The following is a 23,006-nucleotide window of genomic DNA, read 5'->3' as shown; positions in this document are numbered from 1 at the left end:
AATAGGGGATAAGCACTTTAAGTTTTGAAGTAAATTTTAAGATAAAAAGGGGCGATTTGCCCCTTAAAAATTCTATTATGAGTGGAAGTGAAATTCGTCTGGATGATCTAGTGCATATCTAAATTTCTCCATATCGACCTTTTTATCCCAGATAGAAACGATCATGCAGCCAACGGCATTACCGCAAAGGTTACCAACAGCACGCATCTCTGACATAAATTTATCAACGCCAAGTAGCACAGCCACGGTGACTACTGGTATGCCAGTGCTTGGGAGTGCGCTTAGTGTGCCAGCAAGGACGACAAAGCCAGATCCTGTAACGCCAACTGCGCCTTTACTTGTGATCATTAGCACGATTAGTATGCTTATTAGATGTTCAAAACTTAGCGGGATATTAAACGCTTGAGCTAGGAAGATAACGCTTAGGCTTAGATAGATGTTGGTGCAGTCAAGGTTAAATGAGTAGCCAGTCGGGATGATAAGGCCAACTGCACCTCTATTTATACCAGCTGCTTCTAGCTTTTGCATAAGTGGTGCAAGAGCTGTCTCGCTCGAGCTTGTCGCAAAAACGACCAAGACCTCTTTTGAGATAAAGCGCATAAATTTAAAGACATTGACCTTGGCAAAGTAGCAAATGACGCCAAGCACGACAAAGATGAAAAAGCAGCTTGCAAGTGCCATAACAACAAGAAGCTCCATCATACCAAGAAGCGTTCCGATGCCAAATTTACCGATCAAATAAGCCATCGCCGAAAAGGCTGCCACTGGGCTAAATAGCATAAGCCAAGTAAGTAGCTTTAAGACGTAGTGCTGGATAAATTCAAGCGGTTTTAGACAAGCTTGCTTTTTATCATGCGCAAGTAGCGAAAGCACGATGGCAACGACTATCGCCATGAAAAGCACTTGAAGTGTGTTTGACTTTATAAATGGATCAAGTATGTGCACGTAAGGGAAGATGTCATCTACTGGCACAGCGCCTCTTAAAAGATGAAGCGTATGCGCTAAAAAGCCGCTATTTGCATCCATGCTGCCAGCTTGAGATGTAAATTTAGCCACGCTTGAGGCGTCAAGCTGAGTGTAGTCAAGGTTCATGCCGTGTCCTGGACGAAGCGTCTCGCCAAAGATGATACCAACAGCAAGAGCGAGCGTGCTAACTATCTCAAAGTAGATAAATGCCTTAAGTCCGATGGTGCCAAGATCTTTTAAGCTCTCAAGTCCGACGATGCCTGAGACGATCGTTAAAAAGATGATAGGGCCGATTAAAATTTTAAGGGCTTTTATAAAATAATCAATGCCTGGCTTGCTCGCTATGCCAAGCTCAGGTGCGACCATACCGACGATAACACCGCCAACTATACCTATCACAACCCAAATGGCGAGATTGGTAAATAGTCTCACAAAGAGACTTTTTTGCGTTTTTGCACTCTCCATAAATTCCCCTTTTATAGGCTCTCTTTGATCTCTGCTGAGAGGATCTTGTCGCCTTGTCTGATAGCATCAAGCACCTTTAAACTCTCGTCATCAACGCACTTTCCAAAGACTGTATGCACGCCGTCAAGATGAGGTTGCTTGCTGTGGCAGATGAAAAACTGCGATCCGCCAGTGTCACGGCCTGCATGAGCCATGCTAAGGCTGCCACGCTCGTGTTTTACCTTTTGGTTGTCGCATTCGCATTTTATCCTCCAGCCAGGACCGCCTGTGCCTGTGCCATTTGGGCAGCCGCCTTGGATGACGAAATTTGGTATAACTCTGTGAAAATTTAGGCCATTATAAAAGCCTGTTTTTATCAAATGGACAAAATTTGCAACAGCTTGCGGTGCATCCTCGGCAAAAAGCTCAAGTTTGATATCGCCTTTTTCTGTCTTTAAAACTGCAAATTTATCTTTTTTTAGCTCGTCTAAATTTATATCATAAACTTTTAACTCATCAAAACGCATGTTGCTCCTTTTTACTCGATATTTGTATAAACTGCTTGGACGTCATCGTCGTCTTCTAGCTTGTCAAGAAGCCTCTCAACCTCAAGCATTTGCTCTTCATTTAGGCTCACGGTTTGATTTGGTAAGTACTGAAGTGAAGCTTTTTTAACTACTAAATTTAGCTTCTCTATGCCTTCATGAAGTGTGCCAAAATTTGCGTAATCGCCATAAACAAATAGTGCGTTTTCATCTTCTTCGATGTCACTTAGTCCGTAATCAATCAGCTCAAGCTCGATCTCTTCAATATCTGCACTTGGCTTTTCAAGCTCAAAAACGCTCTTTCTTGTAAACATAAAACTAAGGCTGCCACTTGGCAAAATTTCTCCGCCATTTTTGCTAAATATCGCTTTTACATTTGCAACTGTTCTTGTTGGGTTGTCAGTGGCGCACTCAACGATGATTTGCACGCCGTGAGCTGCTTTGCCGTCATAAAAGATAGTCTTGATATCAGCGCTATCTTTGCCATTTGCTCTTTTTATAGCTGCGTCGATGTTATCTTTTGGCATATTTTCAGCTTTTGCTGCTGCGATGGCTGCGCGAAGTTTTGGGTTCATATCTGGATCACATCCGCCATCTTTTGCCGCTACTGTTATAGCCTTTGCAAGTTTTGGAAATACCTTGCTCATCTTATCCCATCTAGCTTCTTTTGCTGCTCTTCGGTACTCAAATGCTCGTCCCATAAATATCCTTAAATAAATTTTTTACGGATTATAACTAAAAAAATTTTATACTTTTTTAAAACATTTTTAGTTTGCCTGCTAAAGTGCATAATTTGCAAATTTGAAAATAATATTTGGTAAAAATTTAAGCTAAAGGCATATAATCATACTCATGATAAAAAATGCTCAAAAACAAGATGCAAAAATCTGCATAAAACTACTAAATTTAGCGATGGAGGATATCGCCTACAAGCTAAGTGGCTACGACGATCCTGCAAAAAGCGATGAAATTTTAGAGAAATTTTTTAAAAGCGAGACAAATAGACTTAGCTATAAAAATGTCTATGTCTATAAACTTGACGACGTGATCATCGCTGCGATGTGCGCTTACTTTGGTGGCGACGCGTGGCAGTTTGATAGAGAAATTTCTCAGCATCTAAAGGCGCTTGGCAAAGATACCGAGGTAGAAAAAGAGTGCTTTGATGATGAGTTTTATATAGATAGCATTGCTGTGGATGAGAAATTTAGAGGCCAAGGGCTTGCAAAAGAGCTTATCTTGCACTCATTTGCCAAAGCAAAAGAGCTAGGACATAAAAAGGTCTCGCTGATAGTTGATATAAATAAGCCAAAAGTTCGTAAATTTTACGAGAGCCTTGGCTTTAAATTTAACACCAAAAAGATCATAAATTTACACGAATACGACCACATGATAAAGGAGATAATATGAAAACATTTGAGGTAAATAACGTGCATTGCCAAAACTGCGCAAATACTATAAAAAACGCACTTGAAGATGACTTTGGCGAGATAAAAGTCGATCTTAGCAAAGAGCCAAGACAAGTAAGCGTTGATATAAAAGATGGCGATGTAGAGAAATTTAAATCAGAAATGGCTGATCTGGGATTTGACGTTATAAAGGAGCTTTGATATGCCTTTAAAAGTCAAGCTAAATATAGCGGGAATGAGCTGTGTAAATTGCTCAAACGCTATCGAGAAAGTTTCTAAAAAGATAGATGGGGTGCTTGAAGCAAATGTAAATTTTGCAAATGCAAGCGGTGAGTTTGTCCTAAAAGACGCCAGCGTGCGTGAAGTTTTAGAGCAAAAGATAAAGAAGCTTGGCTACTTTGTGGCGACAAATATTGATGAATTTGAAGCCAAAAGAGACGAGCATATAACCTCGATAAGAAATAAATTTATATTTGCATTTATCACAAGCATCGTGATAATGGCGCTTGAGATGTTCGCGCCTCATAACTTGCTAGTAAATTTACTCATGCTAGTTTTAGCGTTTTTGGTGCTAGCTTTTAGTGGCAAAGACTTCTTTGCTCACGCCATAGAGGCTGTTAAAAACAAAAACTACGATATGAACGTGCTTGTAGCTCTTGGAAGTGGCAGTGCGTTTTTATACTCGCTTTTTGTTGTGATCTTTTCAAATTTTATCCCAGATGATCTAAAAAACGTCTATGTCTCGGGCGCAGCGATGATAATAGCCTTTGTTTTGCTTGGCAAGTATCTTGAAGAGCGCTCAAAGGCAAAGGCAGGCGACTACCTAAAGACGCTACTTAAAATTTCACCAAAGACCGCCTTTTTGGTCATGCCAGACGGCCAGAGCAAAGAGGTAAATGTAAATGAGCTAAAAGTAGGCGACATCGTCATCGTAAAAAATGGCTACAACATCCCAAGTGATGGCGTGATAGTCCAAGGCGGCGCCGAGATAGATGCTTCTATGCTTACAGGAGAGAGCTTGCCAGTTTATAAAGAGGCGGGAGATAGCGTATTTGCCGGCACTCTAAACACAAATGGCTATATAAGCGTCAAGGTGACAAAGAGTTCTTACGAGAGCTTGCTATCTCAAATTTTAAGCCTACTAAGCGACGCTAGCTCTAAAAAGATGCCTATCGGACGGCTGGCTGACAAGATAGCAAACATCTTTGTGCCAAGCGTCGTGGCGATCTCAGTTCTTACATTTTTTATATGGATAATTTTTAGTGGAAATTTCGCCTATGCGATCTCTAGCGCGATCTGCGTGCTTATCATCTCATGCCCATGCGCACTAGGACTTGCCACGCCAATAGCAATCGTAAGCTCCCTCTCGCGTGGTGCAAAAGCTGGGATTTTGGTGAAAAATCCAGAGGTTTTGGAGCTTATAAAAGATGCTAAATTTGTAGCATTTGACAAAACTGGCACGCTAAGTAAGGGGCTAATCAGCGTCAAAAGTTCAAATTTGAGCGAAAAAGAGTTAGAGCTAGTGGCATCTGCTGAAAATTTAAGCGAGCATCCGATCTCAAAAGCGATCGTAAGATACGCAAAACAAAATTACATAAATTTACAAAAGCTAAATGGTAAATTTCAAAACGTAGTTGGTCAAGGCATCGTCTATGAAGATGAGAGTGAAAAGATAATAATAGGCAACGAAAAACTGCTCGCAGCAAACAATATCTTGCTAAATGAAGCTGATAGTGAGGCAATAAAAGAGGCTACAAGTGATGGAAGCGGCGTCATACTTTGTGCGCTAAATCAAAAATTTAGTGGCTTTTTAACGTTAAGTGATGAGCTAAAAAATGAAGCAAATGACGTTATAAACGAGCTTTCAAGGCTAAATTTACAAAGCATAATCCTCTCAGGTGATGATAAAAAAGTAGTGGCAAATATCGCTAGCAAGCTAAATGTGAGCGAATATTATGCAAATATGCTGCCTGAGGATAAATTTAATAAGGTAAAAGAGCTCATGAGCCGAGGTGGCGTGATCTTTGTAGGGGACGGCATAAACGACTCACCATCGCTTAAAGAAGCAAGTGTTGGCATCGCTATGAACTCAGGCTCAGACATCGCTAAAGGCGCTGGTGATATCGTGCTTGTAAAAAACGATCTGCACGGCGTAAGTGGGCTTGTAAAGCTTGCAAATGCGACTATTGCTAACATAAAAGAGAATTTGTTTTGGGCATTTATGTATAACGCCATTTGCATACCAGTGGCTGCTGGCGTGCTATATCCGGTATTTGGACTGCTTTTAAGCCCAGTTTATGGCTCTATGGCGATGTGCTTAAGCTCGGTCACTGTCGTGCTAAATGCGCTTAGACTTAGATATTTGAAGCTTAAGGATTAAATTTGAGACTTGGAGAGCTTTATAGCGTCGTAGCGGCTGCACTTGCTACAAATTTTAATGGCATCTTAGGTGTCTCATCTTTTATGCGTATCAAAAAGACAAATGCGTGGATAACGCAGACAAAGAGCGATGCAAACATAAAAGGAAATGAGCTTTACGCTAAATTTATCAAAGATGAGAGTAGTGCGGCCTTGTGTGATGATTTTGTCATTTTGAAGGCAAAATTTGAAGCAAGCTACTATTTCTCAAGCGCAAAAGATGATCTGGCACAATTTTATAAAGCAATAAAATTTGAGCCAAAAATGGGTGAGGTTGATAGCATCTCAAATCAGCTCATTTTGATAGCAAATATCTTAAAAAAAGAGGCGACAAAAGAGTCTATGCAGCTTCTTGCTGCTTTTAGCCTCTCGTTTTTCTTACCTTATGCCGAGCAACTTGCAAAAGAGCTTGAACAAAATGCTAGCAGTAACTTCTATAAGTCAATGGGATACTTTTTAGAGGATTTTTGTTTGGTTTTAAAAACTATTATCGGTAAGGCTTAGTCTTAAGCCTGTACCATTTCTGTCATTTGAGTTTTAATACTTAAAATGTTATTCTGAATGCTTGATTGTTCTAAATTTAGATGATGAAGCATCTGCATAGAATCACGATCTTTCAGGTGCTGGATGCTTGAAATTTGATCAGCTATATCGCTTCTTTGATCTTGTAATTTTTCTAAATTTTTTTGTAACTCTGTGACATCTTCTTTTCTAATAATTGTAGGTTTTTGTCTAACTTCTTCTCTTTGTTCGACATGCACATCATTACTTCTAACGATATCTTTTGTGCCATAGCCAGAAGATACTAATATGCTGGTTTTAGCGCTACTTGATGATATAGATGTGTAGCCATTATGATAGAAAACATTTGAGTTCATATTTGCATCTATTTGCATATCGTCCTTCCTTTTTAGTTTATTTCTTCATTTAAAACTATATCGGCAATAAATCAAAAAACTTGAAATAGTTTTTAAAAAGTTGCTGGGCGAATTATATTTTAATAACCTTAAATGTAAATTATATATATAACTTTTTTACCACTCTAGCATAATTTTTATATTACATTTCACTTTTTTGATCAAAAAAATTATTTTTAAAATGCTCGTAAAAGCCTAGTTAAGCACCATTTTGTTAAAATCACGCAAAACTAATCAAAGGCAAAGCTATGAAAAAAGATGAAAACGCACATAAAAAGATGTGGGAGGGCAGATTTAGCGAGGCTAGCTCGAAGTTGCTTGAGGAATTTAACGCTTCTATAAATTTTGATAAAAATCTTTTTGAAGAGGATGTCGCTGGCAGTAAGGCACACGCTAAAATGCTAGGAATTTGCGGAATTTTAAAAAAAGACGAGTCAGAGGCGATTATAAAAGGGCTTGATGAGGTTTTGGCTGAGATAAGAGCTGGTAAATTTGCTTTTAAGATAGAGGATGAGGATATCCACATGGCCGTTGAAAAGCGCCTTAGCGAGATCATCGGAGCTGAGCTTGGCGGCAGACTTCACACAGCTAGAAGCAGAAACGATCAAGTCGCACTTGATTTTAAATTTTACGTTTTGAAGAAAAATTTAGAAATTTCATCTCTCATCAAAGAGCTCATTGCCACGCTTACAAATTTAGCCAAAAACCACAAAGATACGCTAATGCCAGGCTACACGCACCTTCAGCATGCCCAGCCAGTAAGCCTTAGCTACCATTTGCTAGCATACGCGTTTATGTTTAAGAGGGATTTTGAGCGATTTGTTAGCTCGTATGAACGAAACAACCTAAGTCCGCTTGGCTCAGCAGCCCTTGCAGGCACGCCACATAAGATAGATAGGAGCATCGTTGCGAGCGAGCTTGGCTTTGCAGGCTGCACGCAAAATGCGATGGATAGCGTGAGCGACCGCGACTATGCGCTGGAGATTTTATTTAACATTAGTGTTTTTATGACGCACGCTTCTAGGCTTTGCGAGGAGCTCATACTCTGGAGCTCGCAGGAATTTGGCTTTGTAAGCATTAGTGACGCTTATAGCACTGGCAGCTCCATTATGCCTCAAAAGAAAAACCCAGACGTCGCTGAACTCATACGCGGTAAAACTGGGCGTGTAAATGGAAATTTGGTAGCGCTGCTAACTACGATGAAGGGCTTGCCACTTGCTTACAATAAAGATATGCAAGAAGATAAAGAGGGCGTTTTTGATAGCGTTGCGACCATTTTAAGCTCGGCTACTATCCTAAATGAGATGATAAAAACGGCTAAATTTAATGAAAAAAATATGCTAAAAGCGACAAAAACAGGGCATCTAAGTGCCACTGATCTAGCGGACTACCTAGTGCGTGAGAAAAATATCCCATTTAGAACGGCGCACTTTATCACCGGCAAGGCTGTCGCAAAGGCTGAAAGCTTGGGACTTGATCTAAGTGAGCTAAACAAAGAGCAACTAAAAAGCGTAGATGAAAATTTAGATGAAAATGCCATTAAATTTCTAGATCTGCATGCTTCAAAAGAGGCCCGCACTTCAAAAGGCGGCACGGCAAACAAAAGCGTTGAAGAGCAAATTAAAATTTTAGACGACTGGCTTAAGTAAAAATAGTTATAATTACGCGTAATTTACAAATTTTAAAGGATGAAAAATGTTTTTTGACAGCAAAAGCAAAGAGCTTGGTAGTAAAAATGAAGCTTTAGAAAGAGAAAATGAAGCTTTAAAGGCTGAAATTTTAGCACTTAAAAATGAGCTAAAAAATGCCAAAACTTGCGAGCCAAAAGAGCAAGCTAAGGATAAGCAAGAGGCTGTAAATTTGCTGCTTACTAGCTATCAAGATGGTATGAATTTCTTGCAATCAACCATCGAAGAAAATCTAAAAATGCTTGAAAATATAAACCATTTAAATGAAAAAACCTTCAAAAAAACAGGCGAGCTCAAGTCTCAAACGGCTGAAATTTTAAGCTCGATCGAGCAAGTGAGCCAGATGAGCGGCGATCTCTCAAACGACGCCTCTTCGCTTGATGGAAGCGTAAATTCTATCGTTGAGATCATAAATCTCATAAAAGACATCTCAGATCAGACAAATTTGCTAGCGCTAAATGCTGCTATCGAGGCGGCTCGTGCGGGCGAGCATGGACGTGGCTTTGCGGTCGTTGCAGATGAGGTTAGAAAGCTTGCAGAGCGCACTCAAAAAGCGACACTTGAGGTTGAAGTAAATATAAATGGCCTTAAGCAAAGTGCGAATACGATGATCGAAATGAGCGAGAATTTCTCTAAAATTTCAGCAAATGCGATGCAAATTTTAGGTGGCTTTGAGGGCAACATCTCAAGCGTAAATGCCAATACGCAAAACATCCTAAATCAAGCCCTAAACGTAACAAATGAGGTCAATGTCAGTAACGGCAAGATAGATCACATCAACATGAAGCTAAATGGCTACCGAGGCGTCTTGCTTGGCGAGATAAATAAAATTCAAGACGTGCATGAGTGTAGATTTGGCAAGTGGTATGAAAAAGATGTGAAAAATACCATCATAAAAGATCCAAGAACCCTCTCAAGCATAGCTGCGCACCACGAAAATGTCCATCACGGACTAGATAAGGCTATGGCGATTTTTGCTGACAAAGATAAGGGACATTTAGCAGGTGTCGAGATACTAAAAGATGTCGAGCACTCAAGCAAAGCTGGCTTTGAAGAGTTACTTGAGGCGGTAAAAGCTGCTAGGAAGTAAATTTATTTAAATTTAGATGTTTTAAAAAGTAAAATTTTGAAGTGGAATTTAGACTCAAAAAGAGTCTAAATTTGGATTAAAATGTGCTTTGTGGATCAGCTACGCCTTCGCTCCAGCCAAGTTTTGCACCAGCAAGTAGGTGAAAGTGTAGGTGCATGACCTCTTGACCGCCGTTTTCACCGCAGTTTGTTATGAGGCGGTATCCGCTCTTATCAACGCCCATTAAGCTCGCCACTTCTTGGATAAATTTAGTCATCTCACCCATCAAAACTGGGTCCATCTCTTGGAAGTTTTTGTAGTGTTTTTTAGGGATGATAAGGATGTGGATCGGCGCTTTTGGATTTATGTCGTTAAAAGCTAGAAATTTCTCGCTCTCAAGCACTTTGTTACAAGGAATTTCACCAGTAACGATCTTTTCAAATATGGTCATTTTAGCTCCTTTGAAAGTTTGAGAAATTATATCAAAGTGTGCTTAAATTTCGCGCTTTTTATCTTGATTTTAACTCTTTTTCTATAAAATCGATGCAAAAATTCATAAAGGTAAAAAATTGCAAGATTTCATTAATAAAATCAAAAATGAAATTTCAACTCTTGATGATTTAGAGAAGGTCAGGGTAGAAATTTTTGGCAAAAAGGGCATCTTGGCGCAAGGTTTTGCAAAACTAAAAGAGCTTGGCGAGGATGAAAAAAAGGAATTTGCAGCAAATTTAAACAAGCAAAGAGATGAGCTAAGCGCGCTTATAGAAGCTAAAAAAGCCGAGCTTAGCGAGCAAGAGATAGATAACAAGATGAAAAAAGAGGCCGCTGATATCACGCTTTTTAACGAGCCTGTTGCTAGCGGGGCGCTGCACCCTGTGATGGCTACGATGGATAAGATAATTGAGTATTTTTTAGCTCTAAATTTTTCGCTCGAGACTGGACCTCTTATAGAAGATGATTTTCATAACTTTGAGGCGCTAAATTTACCAAAATACCACCCAGCAAGGGATATGCAAGACACATTTTACCTAGATGATTTTAGACTTTTAAGGACGCATACGAGCCCAGTTCAGGTGCGAACTATGTTAAATCAAAAGCCACCTATCCGCATGATAGCGCCAGGCACTGTCTTTAGACGCGATATGGACCTAACGCATACACCGATGTTTCACCAAGTCGAGGGCCTTGTGGTGGAGGACGCTGAGAAAGTGAGCTTTGCAAATTTAAAATCAATGCTTGAAGGCTTTTTAAAGCACATGTTTGGCGACGTTGAAGTGCGTTTTCGCCCTAGCTTCTTTCCATTTACGGAGCCTAGCGCTGAGGTTGATATTAGTTGTATATTCTGCCACGGCAAGGGCTGCAGGGTGTGCAAGCAGACTACTTGGCTCGAGGTGCTTGGATGCGGCGTCGTCGATCCAAATGTATTTAAGGCAGTTGGCTATAAAAATGTAAGTGGATATGCCTTTGGCCTTGGGGTTGAGAGATTTGCGATGTTGCTTCATAGAGTGCCTGATCTAAGGTCACTTTTTGAGGGAGATTTAAGATTGTTGGAGCAGTTTAAATGATAATTTCAAAGCATTGGTTAAACGAGTGGATCGACCTTAGTGAGGTTAGCGGCGAGACACTTTCAAGGACATTAAACTCTATCGGCTTAGAAGTTGATAGCTATAAAGAGATAAATTTACCAAAAAGCGTCGTAGTTGGCTACGTAAAAAGTAGAGAAAAACACCCAGATGCCGATAAACTAAGCGTTTGTCAAGTTGATGTTGGCAGCGAAACGCTTCAGATCGTATGCGGTGCAAAAAACGTCGAGGCTGGTCAGTTTGTGCCAGTTGCGCTCATTGGCACGACGATGCCAAATGGTCTTGAGATCAAAAAGGCAAAGCTAAGAGGCATCGAGTCATGTGGTATGATCTGCTCTTCAACTGAGCTAGGACTACCAAAGACAAATGACGGTATATTGCCACTTGATGAGAGTATCGGTAAGCTAAAACTTGGCACAAGTCTTGGTGAATTTGAAGCGTTTAAAGATGTGATCATCGAGGTTGATGTCACAGCAAATAGGGGCGACTGCCAAAATTTACACGGCATCGCAAGAGAAATTTGCACCGCACTTGATCTAAATATGAAAGATAGTCACGAAAATGAAGATAGCGAAAATTTACTAGGCATCGGCAGGATCGCGTCTGTGCGAACCGAAGATAAGGTAAATGGCTCATTTTTGTATAAAGCATTTGAGCTAAAAAATGCATTAAGTGAAAATTTATTAACTCGCTTGAGGCTAGCTCTTATCGAGTGCCAAAAGACAAATTTAGTAGAAAGACTGCTTGAATACGCGACATTTTGCACGGGCGTCTTGTTTAGAGCTTATGATCACGCTAAGCTTGTTGGCGAGGGTGAAAAAGCTGTTTTTGACATCAAAAATGGCGAAAATGGCGAGTGCGTGGTTTTTTTTGAGGATAAAAATTTAGGCGTTGCTGGAATTTACCAAAGCGATGAGGCTAGGGTCGATGAGGGTTCAAAGGTGATCTTGGTAGAGGCTAGCTACGTAAAACCAGATGTTGTCTCAAAAGCCATTTTTGAAAATAAAAATTTACCAAAAGGTGATCAGGTTTATCGCTCAAGCCGTGGTAGTGAGCCAAATTTAGCTTACGGGGCGGACTATCTTTTTAAAAGGCTAGCTGGCTTTAAAGATAGCCTAAGCCTTTTTGCAGGCTCACAGCAATCACTTCTAAACACCGAGCCTATCACGCTTAGCATCTCACTTGGCGAGCTTAAAAATATGATCGGTCAAGAGGTTGCAAGAAACGATGTTGTTAAAATTTTAAAGAAACTTGGCTTTGAGATCGCGGTAAATGTTGAGCAAGAGAGCTTTAACGTAAAAGTGCCGCTATTTCGCCACGACATCGTAAATTCGCATGATATTTGCGAGGAGATCGTAAGGATAATAGGCATCGACAATATCGCCTCAACGCCGCTAAATTTCGCAGAGAAAAATAGGCTAAATAAGACATATTTTGACTATAAAAATGCTCTAAATTTAAGACACCGCGCAGCTAGCAACGGCTTTTTTGAAAGCGTGCACTACGTATTTGACAGCCTTGATGAGCTAAGTGAGCTAAATTTCAAACCTTGCAAGATCAAGATACTAAATCCTATAAACAACGAGCTAAACACGCTTAGACCAGCACTTTTAAACCATCTTTTAAGCTCTAGCGAAAAAAATATCAAAAACTCAAAACGCTCAGTTAGGCTTTTTGAGCTTGGCGAAGTTTTTGATGAAAACGCAAATCAAGGTATAAATTTAGGCTTTGTCGTATCAGGTCTCTTAAAAGAGTCAACACTGATAAACGGCGCAAAGGGCGAGGAGGCAAATTTCTACGCATTTGCGGCAATGGTGCAAAATGTCATAGGTAAATTTGAGCTAAAACCTTGCCGTGAGATCACATATCTTAGCCCATACGAGCAGGCACATCTCTATCAAAATGGTGAAAAGATCGGCTATATCGGCAGAGTCGATGCAAGAGTGGAGGCAAAAAGAGATCTGCCAAAAACTTATGTCTGCGAGATTGATTTTGCAAAGCTTAAATTTGAACCGGTCTTAGCAGTGCCATACTCTAAATTTCAAAGCACGACAAGAGATCTTAGCCTCATCGTGCCTGAAAATTTCGAGGCTGGACGAATTTATGAGTGCATAAGAGGGCTAAATTTAAAAGAGCTAAAAGAGTTCTTGCCGGTTGATATCTATAAAGACGCGAAACTAAACGGCGCGATCAGCCTTAGTCTTAAATTTACATTCCAAGATATGGAAAAAACGCTCGAAGATGACGATATAAACGCACTTATGGATAAAATTTTAAGCGAGCTAAAAGAGAAACTAAATATCGGTATAAGATGAGAATTTATCCACTAGAAAAAAGTTTAAATTTAACTATCGACGACATCGCAGCTGATAAGTCTATCTCGCATAGATGCGTGATCTTTTCGCTTTTAAGTGACAAACCATCTCGTGTTAGAAACTACCTAAGAGCAGGCGATACGCTAAATACCTTAAAGATCGTTCAGCTCTTAGGTGCAAAGATCGAAGATAACGGCGCTGAGATAATAATCACTCCGCCACAAAAGATAAAAGAGCCAAATGAAATTTTAGAGTGTGGCAACTCAGGCACGGCGATGAGGCTTTTTATGGGGTTACTAGCCGCACAGGATGGCTTTTTCGTGCTAAGTGGCGATAAATATTTAAATTCTCGTCCGATGGCAAGGATAGCAAAACCTCTAAATGAGATGGGGGCAAAGATAGATGGCGCAAACAGTGCAAACAACGCTCCTCTTTGCATAAGAGGGACGAAATTTGAAAGATTTAGTTTTGATAGTAAGATCGCCTCAGCTCAGGTAAAAAGCGCGCTTTTGCTAGCAGCTCTTTACTCAAATGGTTGCAAATTTAGCGAGCCAGAGCTAAGTAGAGACCACACTGAGCGCATGCTTGCTGGCATGGGAGCTGATATAAAGCGTGACGGCTTAGAGATCACTCTAGAGCCGATGACATCGCCACTTTCGCCACTTGATATAGACGTGCCAAATGATCCAAGTTCGGCATTTTTCTTTGCAGTTGCAGCTCTAATCATCCCAAATTCGCATATCATTTTAAAAAATATTTTACTAAATAAAACTCGCATCGAAGCTTACAGAGTTTTAGAAAAAATGGGCGCTGAGATAAAATTTCATAAAACTTCAAGCAAATACGAAGATATCGGCGATATCGAGGTCAAGTACTCGCCAAATTTAAAAGGCGTAGAAGTTAGCGAAAATATCTCGTGGCTCATCGACGAAGCCCCAGCTTTAGCCATCGCATTTGCCTGCGCAAAGGGTCAAAGCAAGCTAACAAATGCAAAAGAGCTTCGCGTAAAAGAGAGCGACAGGATAGCTGTCACGATAAATGCGCTAAAGCAGTGCGGTGTCGATGCTAGCGAGCTTGAAGATGGCTTTATCATAAATGGCTCTGAGGCTAAATTTGCCACGATAGATAGCCACGGAGATCACAGGATCGCCATGAGCTTTGCCATACTTGGACTAAAATGTGGCATGCAGATAGAAAAGAGCGAATTTATCGCCACTTCGTTTCCAAATTTTGCTGAAATTTTAAAGAAAATGGGAGCTAGAGTTGAAGATCGAGCTTGCTAGTAGTTATGGTTTTTGCTTTGGTGTAAAAAGGGCTATAAAAATAGCTGAAAATGCTGGAGATGCCGCAACTATCGGTCCGCTCATCCATAACAATGAAGAGATAAACAGGCTTGAGAAAAACTACAATGTAAAGACGCTTGAAGGCATAAGCGAGCTAAAAGATGAGAAAAAGGCGATCATCCGCACTCATGGCATCACAAAAAATGACCTTGCAGAGCTAAAAAAAACCGATATAAAAGTGATAGATGCAACTTGTCCGTTTGTGACAAAGCCACAACAAATTTGCGAAAAAATGAGCGAAGAGGGCTATGATGTGGTGATTTTTGGCGACATGCACCACCCAGAGGTAAAAGGGGTGAAGTCGTATGCTAAGGGCAACGTCTATGTCGTGCTTGAAGAGAGCGAGCTAGAGGGCATTAAATTTAAGCAAAAGGTAGCGCTTGTTAGTCAAACGACTAGAAAAGTTGAGAAATTTATGCAGATCGCAAACTATCTCATGCTTCATGTAAAAGAGCTGCGTGTTTTTAACACGATCTGTAACGCGACATTTGAAAACCAAGAGGCTGCTAAAAATTTGGCAAAAAGAGCTGACGTGATGATAATAATCGGCGGAAAAAACAGCTCAAACACAAAACAGCTCTACCTAATATCTAAAAATTTCTGCGAAGATAGCTACCTAATAGAAAGCGAAGAAGAGCTTGAGGGATCATGGTTTGATGGCAAAAATTTGTGTGGCATAAGTGCTGGTGCTAGCACACCTGACTGGATCATACAAAAAGTCGTTGATAGAATCAAAAAAGTATAAAATTTATCCTAGCTAAAGCCACAATTAACTATAATAAGCCAATTTGCCTCTATTGGCATAATAAAATTTAAAGGATCAAGATGGCTGTGAACAAAAGTGTTCAATTAGGAAAAGCAAAAGACGAAGATATCGAAGATATCGATTTTGCTGCGATGTTAGAGGAGTCTTTTAAAAAGACTGAAGAAGATAGTGACGCAAAGATCGTCAGTATCAATGGCGATGAGGTTTTAATCGACGTTGGCAAGAAGTCAGAAGGCATTTTAAATGTTTCTGAGATTACTGACGCAAACGGTAACCTGACGCATAAAGTTGGCGATACGATCAAAGTTGTAATAACTGGATCAAGAAATGGAAGACCTATAGTGTCGCACAAAAAAGCACTTAGAAAAGAGAAAGTTAAAGCTTTCATTGAAGCTTACGATCCTGAAAATTCTGGCGAAATCGACGTAAAAGTAGTTGGAAAAAATAAAGGTGGTTTTATCACTCAAGACGCAAATGGCGTAGAATTTTTCTTACCAAGAACGCACAGCGGATTTAAAAACGCTGAGGGCGTAGTTGGAAAATCATACAAAGTAAGAGTTATAAAAGTCGATAAAGAAGAGAACAGCATCGTTGTTTCAAGAAAGAAAATTTTAGATGACGACCGCAAAAAACGCAAAGAAGCCCTATCAAGCATAGTAGAAAACGATAGCGTTATAGAGGGCATAGTTAAGAAAATCACAACTTATGGTATGTTTGTTGATGTTGGCGGTGTAGATGGACTTGTTCACTACAGCGAGATAAGCTACAAAGGCCCGGTAAATCCTAGCTCTTTATACAAAGAAGGCGATAAAGTTTTAGTTAAAGTTATCAGCTATGACAACGAAAAACGCCATCTATCTCTATCTATCAAGGCAGCTACTCCAGATCCTTGGGAAGAGATCATAAGCGACGGCCTAGAAGTTGGCGACACTATAAAAGTAACAGTTAGCAATATCGAGCCTTATGGCGCATTTGTCGATCTTGGAAATGATATTGAAGGATTTTTACATATATCTGAAATTTCATGGGACAAAAATATCAAAAATCCAAAAGATCATATCAGCGAAGGCCAAGAGATCGATGTTGAGGTTATCGAAATAGACGCAAAAGGACACCGCTTAAGAGTGAGCCTTAAAAATTTACTTCCAAAGCCATTTGATGAATTTAAAGCAAAATTTAAAGAGGGTGACGTAGTAAAAGGCGTTGTAACAACTATCACAAATTTTGGTGCATTTGTTAGAGTAGGCTGCGTTGAGGGCTTGCTACACAATGAAGACGCTTCTTGGGATAGAAACGACAAGTGTAAAGATATGTTCAAAGCTGGCGACGAGCTAGAAGTAAAGATCATCAAAATTGACAGCGCTGAGCAAAAAATTTCTCTAAGCTTAAAAGATCTAAAACAAAGTCCAGTTCAAGCATTTGCTAATAAATTTAGTGTAGGCGACATCGTAAAAGGAACGATCCGTGACATTAAAGAGTTTGGCGTATTTGTTGAGCTTGGCGATAACGTCGATGCGCTAATCCGCAAAGAAGATCTAGGCAGTGTAGATGCTAGCACGTTAAATATCGGCGATGAAATCGAGGCTGCTATCGCATTTATCGATGAGAAGAAAAATAGAATTCGCCTAAGCATACGCCGTTTAGCAAAACAAAAAGAGCGTGAAGTGTTAAATGAGATCAACGACAACGATGACAAAGTAACACTTGGCGACATTATAAAAGAACAATTACGCTAGTATAAATGGGCAGACGCACACTTTTATTAGTAGTTGTTCTGCTCTTTGTGATATTAGGTTTGGTTGGAATTTATCTTGTTAAATTTGCAAGCGTAAATTTCAGCCAGATCCCAGAAAACAATATAACAAACGAGCAAAATATAACCAAAAACACAGCCGGCAGTGAAAACTGGATCAACGAGCTGGCAACTATTAAGAAAAAAGATTACGTATTGCCAGTAAATGAAATTTTTATAGAATACAACCGACCTAAGATAGAAAAGCCAAAGATCACAGCATACGAACTTTTGATAGATAAAAACGATATCTACTCTATGTTCTGTTTGATGCAGACTTTGCGAAGTAGCGAGGTTGATTTCACTGTTGTAAAGGATGGCGCCAAAAGCCAGATCTTTTTAAATACTCAAGACTCAAAGTTGCTTCAAAATATCATACTGCAACTAAGAGTTTACGACATCCACTCAAGTGTAAGAGAGGTAAAATTATGAAAACTATCATTGTTTGCGACGCGATACACCCAGTAGGTTTTGAGCTTTTAAAAAAAGAGCAAGATATAAATATAATAGACGCAGTTAATACTCCAAAAGACGAGCTTTTAAAAATTTTAGGCGAGGCTGATGTGGCGATCACTAGAAGCTCGACTGAGGTAAATGAGGCGTTTTTAGAAGCCGGTAAAAAACTAAAAGCTATCGTTAGAGCTGGTGTTGGCGTGGATAATGTTGATATAGATGGCTGTTCAAGAAGAGGCATCATTGCTATGAACGTCCCAACTGCAAATACTATCGCAGCAGTTGAGCTAACTATGGCTCACATGCTAGCGGCCGCAAGATCGCTCGAGTACGCTCATAACGATCTAAAGCTAGATAGAATTTGGAAGCGTGAGAAGTGGTACGGGGTTGAGCTGTTTAAGAAAAAACTAGGCGTGATCGGCTTTGGTAACATCGGCTCAAGAGTAGCAACTCGCGCAAAAGCTTTTGGCATGGATATCATAGCATACGATCCATACATCGATCCATCTAAGGTCATCGATATGGGCGGCACTTATACTAAAAATTTTGACGACATCTTAGCATGTGACTTCATCACGATCCACACTCCAAAGACCAAAGAGACAACCGATATGATAGGCGCTAAAGAGATAGCAAAGATGAAAGATGGCGTAAGACTTATAAACTGCGCTAGGGGCGGCCTTTATAACGAAGAGGCGCTTTATGAGGGGCTAAAAAGCGGCAAGGTGGCTTTTGCTGGCATCGATGTTTTTACAAAAGAGCCAGCAACAAGTCATCCGCTTCTTGATCTAAATAATGTAAGCGTCACGCCACATCTTGGAGCAAATACCCTTGAGTCGCAGCGCAACATCGCAGTAGAGGCAGTCGAGCAAGCTATCTTGGCAGCACGTGGTATAAGCTATCCAAACGCTTTAAATTTACCTATAAAAACAGAAGATCTACCGCCGTTTGTTGAGCCTTATATTGATCTTACAAGCAAGATGGCTTTCTTGGCAGCTCAGATCAACAAAAGCGCCATCAAGGCTATCCGCATAGAGACTCACGGGCAGATTGGCGAATATGCAAATTCACTGCTAACATTTGCCATAGTGGGCGCTCTAAAAGAGAGTCTTGGCGATGCGATAAACTACGTAAATGCTAAATTTTTATGCGATGAAAAAGGCATAACTACTGAAACTAGCACAGGTGGAGATAGTATCTTTAAAAACAAGATCACAGTTCGAATTACTACTGAAAATGGCATTGTAAGCGTTGGTGGCACGGTCTTTGGTGAAAATCAGCAACGCATCGTGACTGTAAATGGCTTTAAGACTGACTTTAAACCAAAAGGTAAGATGATCATCTTTAAAAACCACGACGTACCAGGCGTTATCGCTCAGATCAGTAAAATTTTAGCTGATGAGAAGATAAACATCGCAGACTTCCGCCTTGGCAGAGATGAGCACGGCATGGCGCTTGCGGTCATCTTGGTTGATGAACATATAAAAACAGAAACGCTAGAGAGATTAAACGCACTTGAAGCTTGTGTTTGGGCTCAATACGCAGTTATATAAACAAATTTGAAAGGATAAAAAATGGCTTCATATTCAATGGGCGATCTAAAAAAGGGACTAAAGATCGAGATCGATGGCGTTCCTTATAAAATCGTAGAATATCAACACGTTAAACCGGGCAAGGGTGCAGCTTTTGTTCGTGCAAAGATCAAATCTTTTGTCGATGGAAAGGTTCTTGAAAAGACTTTTCACGCAGGTGATAAGTGCGAGCAGCCGCATCTTGAAGAGAAAGAGATGCAGTATCTCTATGATGATGGTGAGTTTTGCCAGTTTATGGACACGACTACTTACGAGCAAGTTGCGATCAGCGATGAGGACGTGGGTGATGTTAAAAAGTGGATGATCGATGGCATGATGGTTGAAATTTTATTTCACAACGGCAACGCAATCGGCGTTGAAGTACCACAAGTGGTCGAGCTTAAGATAGTTGAAACTCCACCAAATTTCAAGGGCGATACACAAGGTGGCAAAAAGCCAGCTACTCTTGAGAGCGGCGCGGTAGTTCAGATACCATTTCACGTACTAGAAGGCGAGGTCATCCGCGTTGATACAGTTCGTGGTGAGTACATCGAGCGCGCAAATAAATAACCATACATCTGGCGCGTTAAATTTATGAAAGAGAAATTTGACGAGCTTATCGCTCTACTAAAGCCGCTATTTAAGGATAATGGCTTTAGCAAGAGCGCTTTAAATTTCTACAAAAATACTCCAAATTTTATCTACGTTATAAATTTTCAAAAAAGTAGTGGTAATGGCTCAGAGCGCACAAGATTTTATATAAATTGCGGCATTTACGCCCCTTTTTTAGAGGCTACTCTTGGCAAAGAAGCGCTTAGCAAGCCAAAAGAGTATGAGTGCCATTTTAGAGCTAGAGTACATGAAATCACTCGCACGGCTACTGCATACTACGAGCTAGAGCTAGATAGTGACGTGGCTAAAATTTATGAAAATGTGGCAAACGATCTTGGCTTTGTTTTTAAATTTTTTGAGCAAAATAGCTCGGAGGAAAATTTAATAGGGCTAATGCTCGAACAAAACGGTCTTGCAGCGATAAATCAGCTCTACGAATATCTTTTGATAAAAGATAAAAGTGAAATTTTGATCTCTCATGCCAAAAGGCTCTTCGCAAAGCATGGCAGTGAAGCAAGATGGGGTAAATTTGATAACCAGATAAATGAGCTACTTAGAAAATATAAAAAAGATGAGATAAAATTTAAAGAGTAAATTTTGAGCAAAACGAGGCAGTTGCCTGCCCCGCTAGTTAGCATTAAGCCGACTTTTCTTTGAGATATTTGTTTATAAGAGTTGTGATCTCTTCGCCGTGTGGGAACCTTGACTCATCGTTTCCGATGCGATCTTTTTTAGAAAAGATAACGTTTCCATCAACCTCGACGATGAAATTTCCACCATCTCCTACAACCAACTCGACTCTTGCATCACTAAAGTTCGCTTTTATTTCATCTTCTACACGAGAAGCTACCGGACGATAGTTTCAAGAGTTGCAGTAAATAATTTTTACTTGCATGCTCTGTCCTTTCTTGTGAAATAAGCTTTGATTATATAAAATTTATCCTAACGAACAGATAACACGAGAAAGGACGATTTTATGAAAAAGGTAGCCGTAATCCTAGCTGATGGTTTTGAGGAGATCGAGGCGCTAACCTCCGTCGATGTTTTGCGTAGAGCAGGCGCGATAGCATCTATCGCTAGCTTGAAGGACGCGCAGATCAGGGGTGCTCACAACATAAGTGTAAAAGCTGATGTCACACTTCGTGAGGTGGAGGAGCTAGGCTATGATGCGATCGTGCTTCCAGGAGGTCTGCCTGGTGCAGAAAATCTTGCAAATGACGCCAAACTAAGAGAAATTTTGCAAGAATTTGATAAAAAAGGTAAGTTAATTTGTGCCATTTGTGCCGCTCCTATGGTGCTTGAGCGAGCTCGTGTGCTTAAAGAGCATTTTGTTTGCTATCCTGGATTTGAAGAAAATGTAAGAAGCGACAAAAGAGGCTGCTTGAGCGATAAAAACGTGCTAAAAGATCAAAACATCATCACCGGCAAAGGACCAGCTTTTTCTATGGAATTTGCACTTTTTATAGTGAAAAATTTGCTTGGCGAAGAGAGCTATCTTAAAGTAAAAAATGATTTACTTTATAAATAGTTTATAAAAAAATTGTAATTTTTTATTTAATTATTCTACTTAAACTTAAGGATAAATTTTGTTTAGTGATAGATATTATAATGCCGTATTGTTGCGATTTGTTGCATTTAAGGATATTTTTTAAAAAATTGTAATATTTTTCTTGGTTTTTACATCTTTTTGACGGAAATAAGCTATTATTTCTCTAATCGATCAGATCGATAATTTTTTTAAGGAATAATCCTGTGAACATTTATGTAGGAAATTTGTCGTATAGAACGACAGAGGCAGAGTTGAAGGAAGCTTTTGCACAATTTGGTGAAGTAAGGCGCGCAAAAATCGTAAAAGATAGAGAGACAGACCGCTCAAAAGGTTTTGGCTTTGTTGAAATGGACGACGCAAACGAGGGCCAAAAGGCGATTGACGCACTAAATGAAAAAGAACTTGGCGGACGCACTTTAAGAGTAAATGAGGCTAGACCAAGGGATTAATGACTATTTGCCACCATTTGGTGGCATAGTCTCTCGCATAGCTCCGACGCCAAGCGGCTACCTGCACGCTGGCAACGCCTACAACTTCATCTTGACTTACCTTTTGACGCGCTCACTGGGCGGCGTTTTGCACTTAAGGATTGATGATTATGACCTTGGCAGATACCGGCGCGAATTTGTTCAAAATATCTTTGACGTTTTAGAATTTCTAGAACTTTGCTATGACAAAGGTGCTAAAAGTATAGATGACTTTGAGCAAAATTTTAGCTTCAAAACAAGAGCTAAAAGATATGAAAACGCACTTGAAAAGCTAGATGAAATTTACATTTGTGAATGCACAAGAGCTACCAAAGATGCCTATGAAAACGGCATTTACACTAAAATTTGCAAAGACAAAAAGCTAAAATTTATAAAAGATAAAACCGCCATTAGACTAAGCGTGGATGAAAATGACGAGCTTGGTAGGCAAGTGGCAGCGCAGATGGGCGATTTTGTCATTTATAAAAAGGATTTTACCCCAGCTTATAACTTTGCAAGCGTCATTGATGATGAAGATATGGGGGTAAATTTGGTCGTTAGAGGCGAGGACTTGCTGCCTTGCACGCTAGCTCAAAGATACCTTGCAAAAAGGCTAAATTTTAGCTTTTTAAATGCTAAATTTATCCACCACAAGCTACTTTTAGACGGAGCTAAAAAGCTTTCTAAAAGCTCCAAGTCGCCACCTATTGATCTAAACCAAAATCCTCAATTTTATTACAAAATGTTAGCAAACGATCTTGGGCTAAATTTAAACTCAGCAGACAAAATTTCAAACCTGCTTTATGAATTTAGATTTAAAAATATAGCCGAGAGGTTGATGCGCTCTAAAATTTGATAAAAATTTAGATTTTTAAAAAAACTATTTTGCAAATTTTAAAATTCCATTCACTCGCAAGAATTGACTACTGTTTTTAGGTCTCGCAAAGCTTGTCACTAAAATCAGAGCCGAAATTACTCGTTCATGAAATTTTAAAATTTGTTATAAATTTCTTAGAAGCAAACCGCATGCAGTGCGTTAGCACTATCGCATGCACCTTGAACGTGCGAGGGGTTTGGGGGATTTAAAAAGGGGGATAAGGGG

General features: G+C 39.9%; 24 protein-coding genes and 1 pseudogene. 19 read left to right on the top strand and 6 right to left on the bottom strand.

Annotation, left to right across the window (positions count from 1 at the left end; genetic code table 11):
* Nucleotides 1–75: 75 nt before the first annotated feature.
* From F3G86_RS03465 to F3G86_RS03455, 3 genes are read right to left on the bottom strand one after another with little or no spacing between them, the layout of a single operon-like run.
* Nucleotides 76–1,431 (bottom strand): cation:dicarboxylate symporter family transporter, encoded by a 1,356-nt coding sequence (locus F3G86_RS03465; RefSeq protein WP_149723002.1) that lies wholly within the window; start codon nt 1,429–1,431, stop codon nt 76–78.
* 11 nt (nt 1,432–1,442) lie between these two features.
* Nucleotides 1,443–1,937, bottom strand: coding sequence for a peptidylprolyl isomerase (locus F3G86_RS03460; protein ID WP_021085768.1), 495 nt, complete (start codon nt 1,935–1,937; stop codon nt 1,443–1,445).
* An 11-nt stretch (nt 1,938–1,948) separates the two neighbouring features.
* The gene (locus tag F3G86_RS03455; RefSeq protein ID WP_009294306.1) at nt 1,949–2,656 is read right to left on the bottom strand and encodes a YebC/PmpR family DNA-binding transcriptional regulator; all 708 of its coding nucleotides are present in this window, start codon (nt 2,654–2,656) and stop codon (nt 1,949–1,951) included.
* A 151-nt stretch (nt 2,657–2,807) separates the two neighbouring features.
* Between F3G86_RS03455 and F3G86_RS03450 the strand changes: the two genes are divergently transcribed.
* Genes F3G86_RS03450 through F3G86_RS03435 form a run of 4 tightly spaced genes read left to right on the top strand, consistent with a single transcriptional unit; the run spans nt 2,808 to nt 6,283 of the window.
* Nucleotides 2,808–3,362 (top strand): GNAT family N-acetyltransferase, encoded by a 555-nt coding sequence (locus F3G86_RS03450; protein WP_149723001.1) that lies wholly within the window; start codon nt 2,808–2,810, stop codon nt 3,360–3,362.
* Nucleotides 3,359–3,562 (top strand): heavy-metal-associated domain-containing protein, encoded by a 204-nt coding sequence (locus F3G86_RS03445; protein WP_009294304.1) that lies wholly within the window; start codon nt 3,359–3,361, stop codon nt 3,560–3,562. The genes F3G86_RS03450 and F3G86_RS03445 overlap by 4 nt, the downstream gene beginning before the upstream one ends.
* A gap of 1 nt (nt 3,563) precedes the next feature.
* Complete coding sequence (locus F3G86_RS03440; RefSeq protein WP_149723000.1) at nt 3,564–5,741, top strand: heavy metal translocating P-type ATPase; 2,178 nt, start codon at nt 3,564–3,566, stop codon at nt 5,739–5,741.
* Nucleotides 5,742–5,743: 2 nt separating this feature from the next.
* Nucleotides 5,744–6,283: an oxidoreductase gene (locus F3G86_RS03435; RefSeq protein ID WP_149722999.1), complete on the top strand. Its 540-nt coding sequence runs from the start codon at nt 5,744–5,746 to the stop codon at nt 6,281–6,283.
* A 2-nt stretch (nt 6,284–6,285) separates the two neighbouring features.
* Here F3G86_RS03435 and F3G86_RS03430 read toward each other — a convergent pair whose 3' ends face one another.
* Nucleotides 6,286–6,675 (bottom strand): hypothetical protein, encoded by a 390-nt coding sequence (locus F3G86_RS03430; RefSeq protein WP_012001374.1) that lies wholly within the window; start codon nt 6,673–6,675, stop codon nt 6,286–6,288.
* A gap of 269 nt (nt 6,676–6,944) precedes the next feature.
* On the opposite strand from F3G86_RS03430, the gene argH reads away from it, so the two are divergent.
* The 3 genes and pseudogenes from argH to F3G86_RS11175 all read left to right on the top strand — a co-directional run bounded on the left by argH (nt 6,945) and on the right by F3G86_RS11175 (nt 9,474).
* Nucleotides 6,945–8,345, top strand: coding sequence for an argininosuccinate lyase (gene argH, locus F3G86_RS03425; protein WP_149722998.1), 1,401 nt, complete (start codon nt 6,945–6,947; stop codon nt 8,343–8,345).
* Between the two features lie 457 nt (nt 8,346–8,802).
* A pseudogene (locus tag F3G86_RS11180) lies at nt 8,803–9,111 on the top strand (methyl-accepting chemotaxis protein); the annotation flags it as partial.
* A 54-nt stretch (nt 9,112–9,165) separates the two neighbouring features.
* Nucleotides 9,166–9,474: a CZB domain-containing protein gene (locus tag F3G86_RS11175; protein ID WP_375338548.1), complete on the top strand. Its 309-nt coding sequence runs from the start codon at nt 9,166–9,168 to the stop codon at nt 9,472–9,474.
* Nucleotides 9,475–9,550: 76 nt separating this feature from the next.
* Here F3G86_RS11175 and F3G86_RS03415 read toward each other — a convergent pair whose 3' ends face one another.
* Nucleotides 9,551–9,904, bottom strand: coding sequence for a histidine triad nucleotide-binding protein (locus F3G86_RS03415; protein WP_149722996.1), 354 nt, complete (start codon nt 9,902–9,904; stop codon nt 9,551–9,553).
* A 118-nt stretch (nt 9,905–10,022) separates the two neighbouring features.
* On the opposite strand from F3G86_RS03415, the gene pheS reads away from it, so the two are divergent.
* The 9 genes from pheS to F3G86_RS03370 all read left to right on the top strand — a co-directional run bounded on the left by pheS (nt 10,023) and on the right by F3G86_RS03370 (nt 20,482).
* On the top strand, nt 10,023–11,018 hold the full coding sequence (pheS, locus tag F3G86_RS03410; protein ID WP_004317202.1) for a phenylalanine--tRNA ligase subunit alpha: 996 nt from the start codon (nt 10,023–10,025) through the stop codon (nt 11,016–11,018).
* A complete protein-coding gene (pheT, locus tag F3G86_RS03405) occupies nt 11,015–13,351 on the top strand; it encodes a phenylalanine--tRNA ligase subunit beta (RefSeq protein WP_149722995.1) in 2,337 nt (778 codons plus the stop codon). The genes pheS and pheT overlap by 4 nt, the downstream gene beginning before the upstream one ends.
* A complete protein-coding gene (gene aroA, locus F3G86_RS03400; RefSeq protein ID WP_149722994.1) occupies nt 13,348–14,634 on the top strand; it encodes a 3-phosphoshikimate 1-carboxyvinyltransferase in 1,287 nt (428 codons plus the stop codon). The genes pheT and aroA overlap by 4 nt, the downstream gene beginning before the upstream one ends.
* A complete protein-coding gene (locus F3G86_RS03395; RefSeq protein ID WP_103616995.1) occupies nt 14,615–15,439 on the top strand; it encodes a 4-hydroxy-3-methylbut-2-enyl diphosphate reductase in 825 nt (274 codons plus the stop codon). Before aroA ends, F3G86_RS03395 begins: the two co-directional genes overlap by 20 nt.
* Before the next feature lie 80 nt (nt 15,440–15,519).
* Nucleotides 15,520–17,196 (top strand): 30S ribosomal protein S1, encoded by a 1,677-nt coding sequence (locus F3G86_RS03390; RefSeq protein ID WP_149722993.1) that lies wholly within the window; start codon nt 15,520–15,522, stop codon nt 17,194–17,196.
* A 5-nt stretch (nt 17,197–17,201) separates the two neighbouring features.
* Nucleotides 17,202–17,684, top strand: a complete 483-nt coding sequence (locus tag F3G86_RS03385) for a hypothetical protein (RefSeq protein WP_021093120.1) — start codon at nt 17,202–17,204, stop codon at nt 17,682–17,684.
* Nucleotides 17,678–19,258: a phosphoglycerate dehydrogenase gene (serA, locus tag F3G86_RS03380; RefSeq protein ID WP_223228549.1), complete on the top strand. Its 1,581-nt coding sequence runs from the start codon at nt 17,678–17,680 to the stop codon at nt 19,256–19,258. Before F3G86_RS03385 ends, serA begins: the two co-directional genes overlap by 7 nt.
* Before the next feature lie 21 nt (nt 19,259–19,279).
* A complete protein-coding gene (efp, locus tag F3G86_RS03375; RefSeq protein WP_004317246.1) occupies nt 19,280–19,846 on the top strand; it encodes an elongation factor P in 567 nt (188 codons plus the stop codon).
* Between the two features lie 24 nt (nt 19,847–19,870).
* Nucleotides 19,871–20,482: a DUF4304 domain-containing protein gene (locus F3G86_RS03370; RefSeq protein ID WP_149722991.1), complete on the top strand. Its 612-nt coding sequence runs from the start codon at nt 19,871–19,873 to the stop codon at nt 20,480–20,482.
* Nucleotides 20,483–20,525: 43 nt separating this feature from the next.
* Here F3G86_RS03370 and F3G86_RS03365 read toward each other — a convergent pair whose 3' ends face one another.
* A complete protein-coding gene (locus tag F3G86_RS03365) occupies nt 20,526–20,783 on the bottom strand; it encodes a SelT/SelW/SelH family (seleno)protein (protein ID WP_257639680.1) in 258 nt (85 codons plus the stop codon).
* Between the two features lie 81 nt (nt 20,784–20,864).
* Between F3G86_RS03365 and F3G86_RS03360 the strand changes: the two genes are divergently transcribed.
* The 3 genes from F3G86_RS03360 (at nt 20,865) to F3G86_RS03350 (ending at nt 22,760) form a co-directional block, all read left to right on the top strand.
* On the top strand, nt 20,865–21,416 hold the full coding sequence (locus F3G86_RS03360; RefSeq protein WP_149722990.1) for a DJ-1 family glyoxalase III: 552 nt from the start codon (nt 20,865–20,867) through the stop codon (nt 21,414–21,416).
* 224 nt (nt 21,417–21,640) lie between these two features.
* Complete coding sequence (gene rbp / locus F3G86_RS03355) at nt 21,641–21,886, top strand: RNA-binding regulator (protein WP_009294719.1); 246 nt, start codon at nt 21,641–21,643, stop codon at nt 21,884–21,886.
* Nucleotides 21,864–22,760, top strand: a complete 897-nt coding sequence (locus tag F3G86_RS03350; RefSeq protein WP_149722989.1) for a glutamate--tRNA ligase family protein — start codon at nt 21,864–21,866, stop codon at nt 22,758–22,760. Before rbp ends, F3G86_RS03350 begins: the two co-directional genes overlap by 23 nt.
* Nucleotides 22,761–23,006 lie beyond the last annotated feature (246 nt).

The sequence above is a fragment of the Campylobacter concisus genome, from assembly GCF_902460595.1.
GTDB lineage: Bacteria > Campylobacterota > Campylobacteria > Campylobacterales > Campylobacteraceae > Campylobacter_A > Campylobacter_A concisus_BL.
Note: the sequence above shows the minus strand (reverse complement) of the source record. Positions and strands in the feature narration are given on the sequence as shown.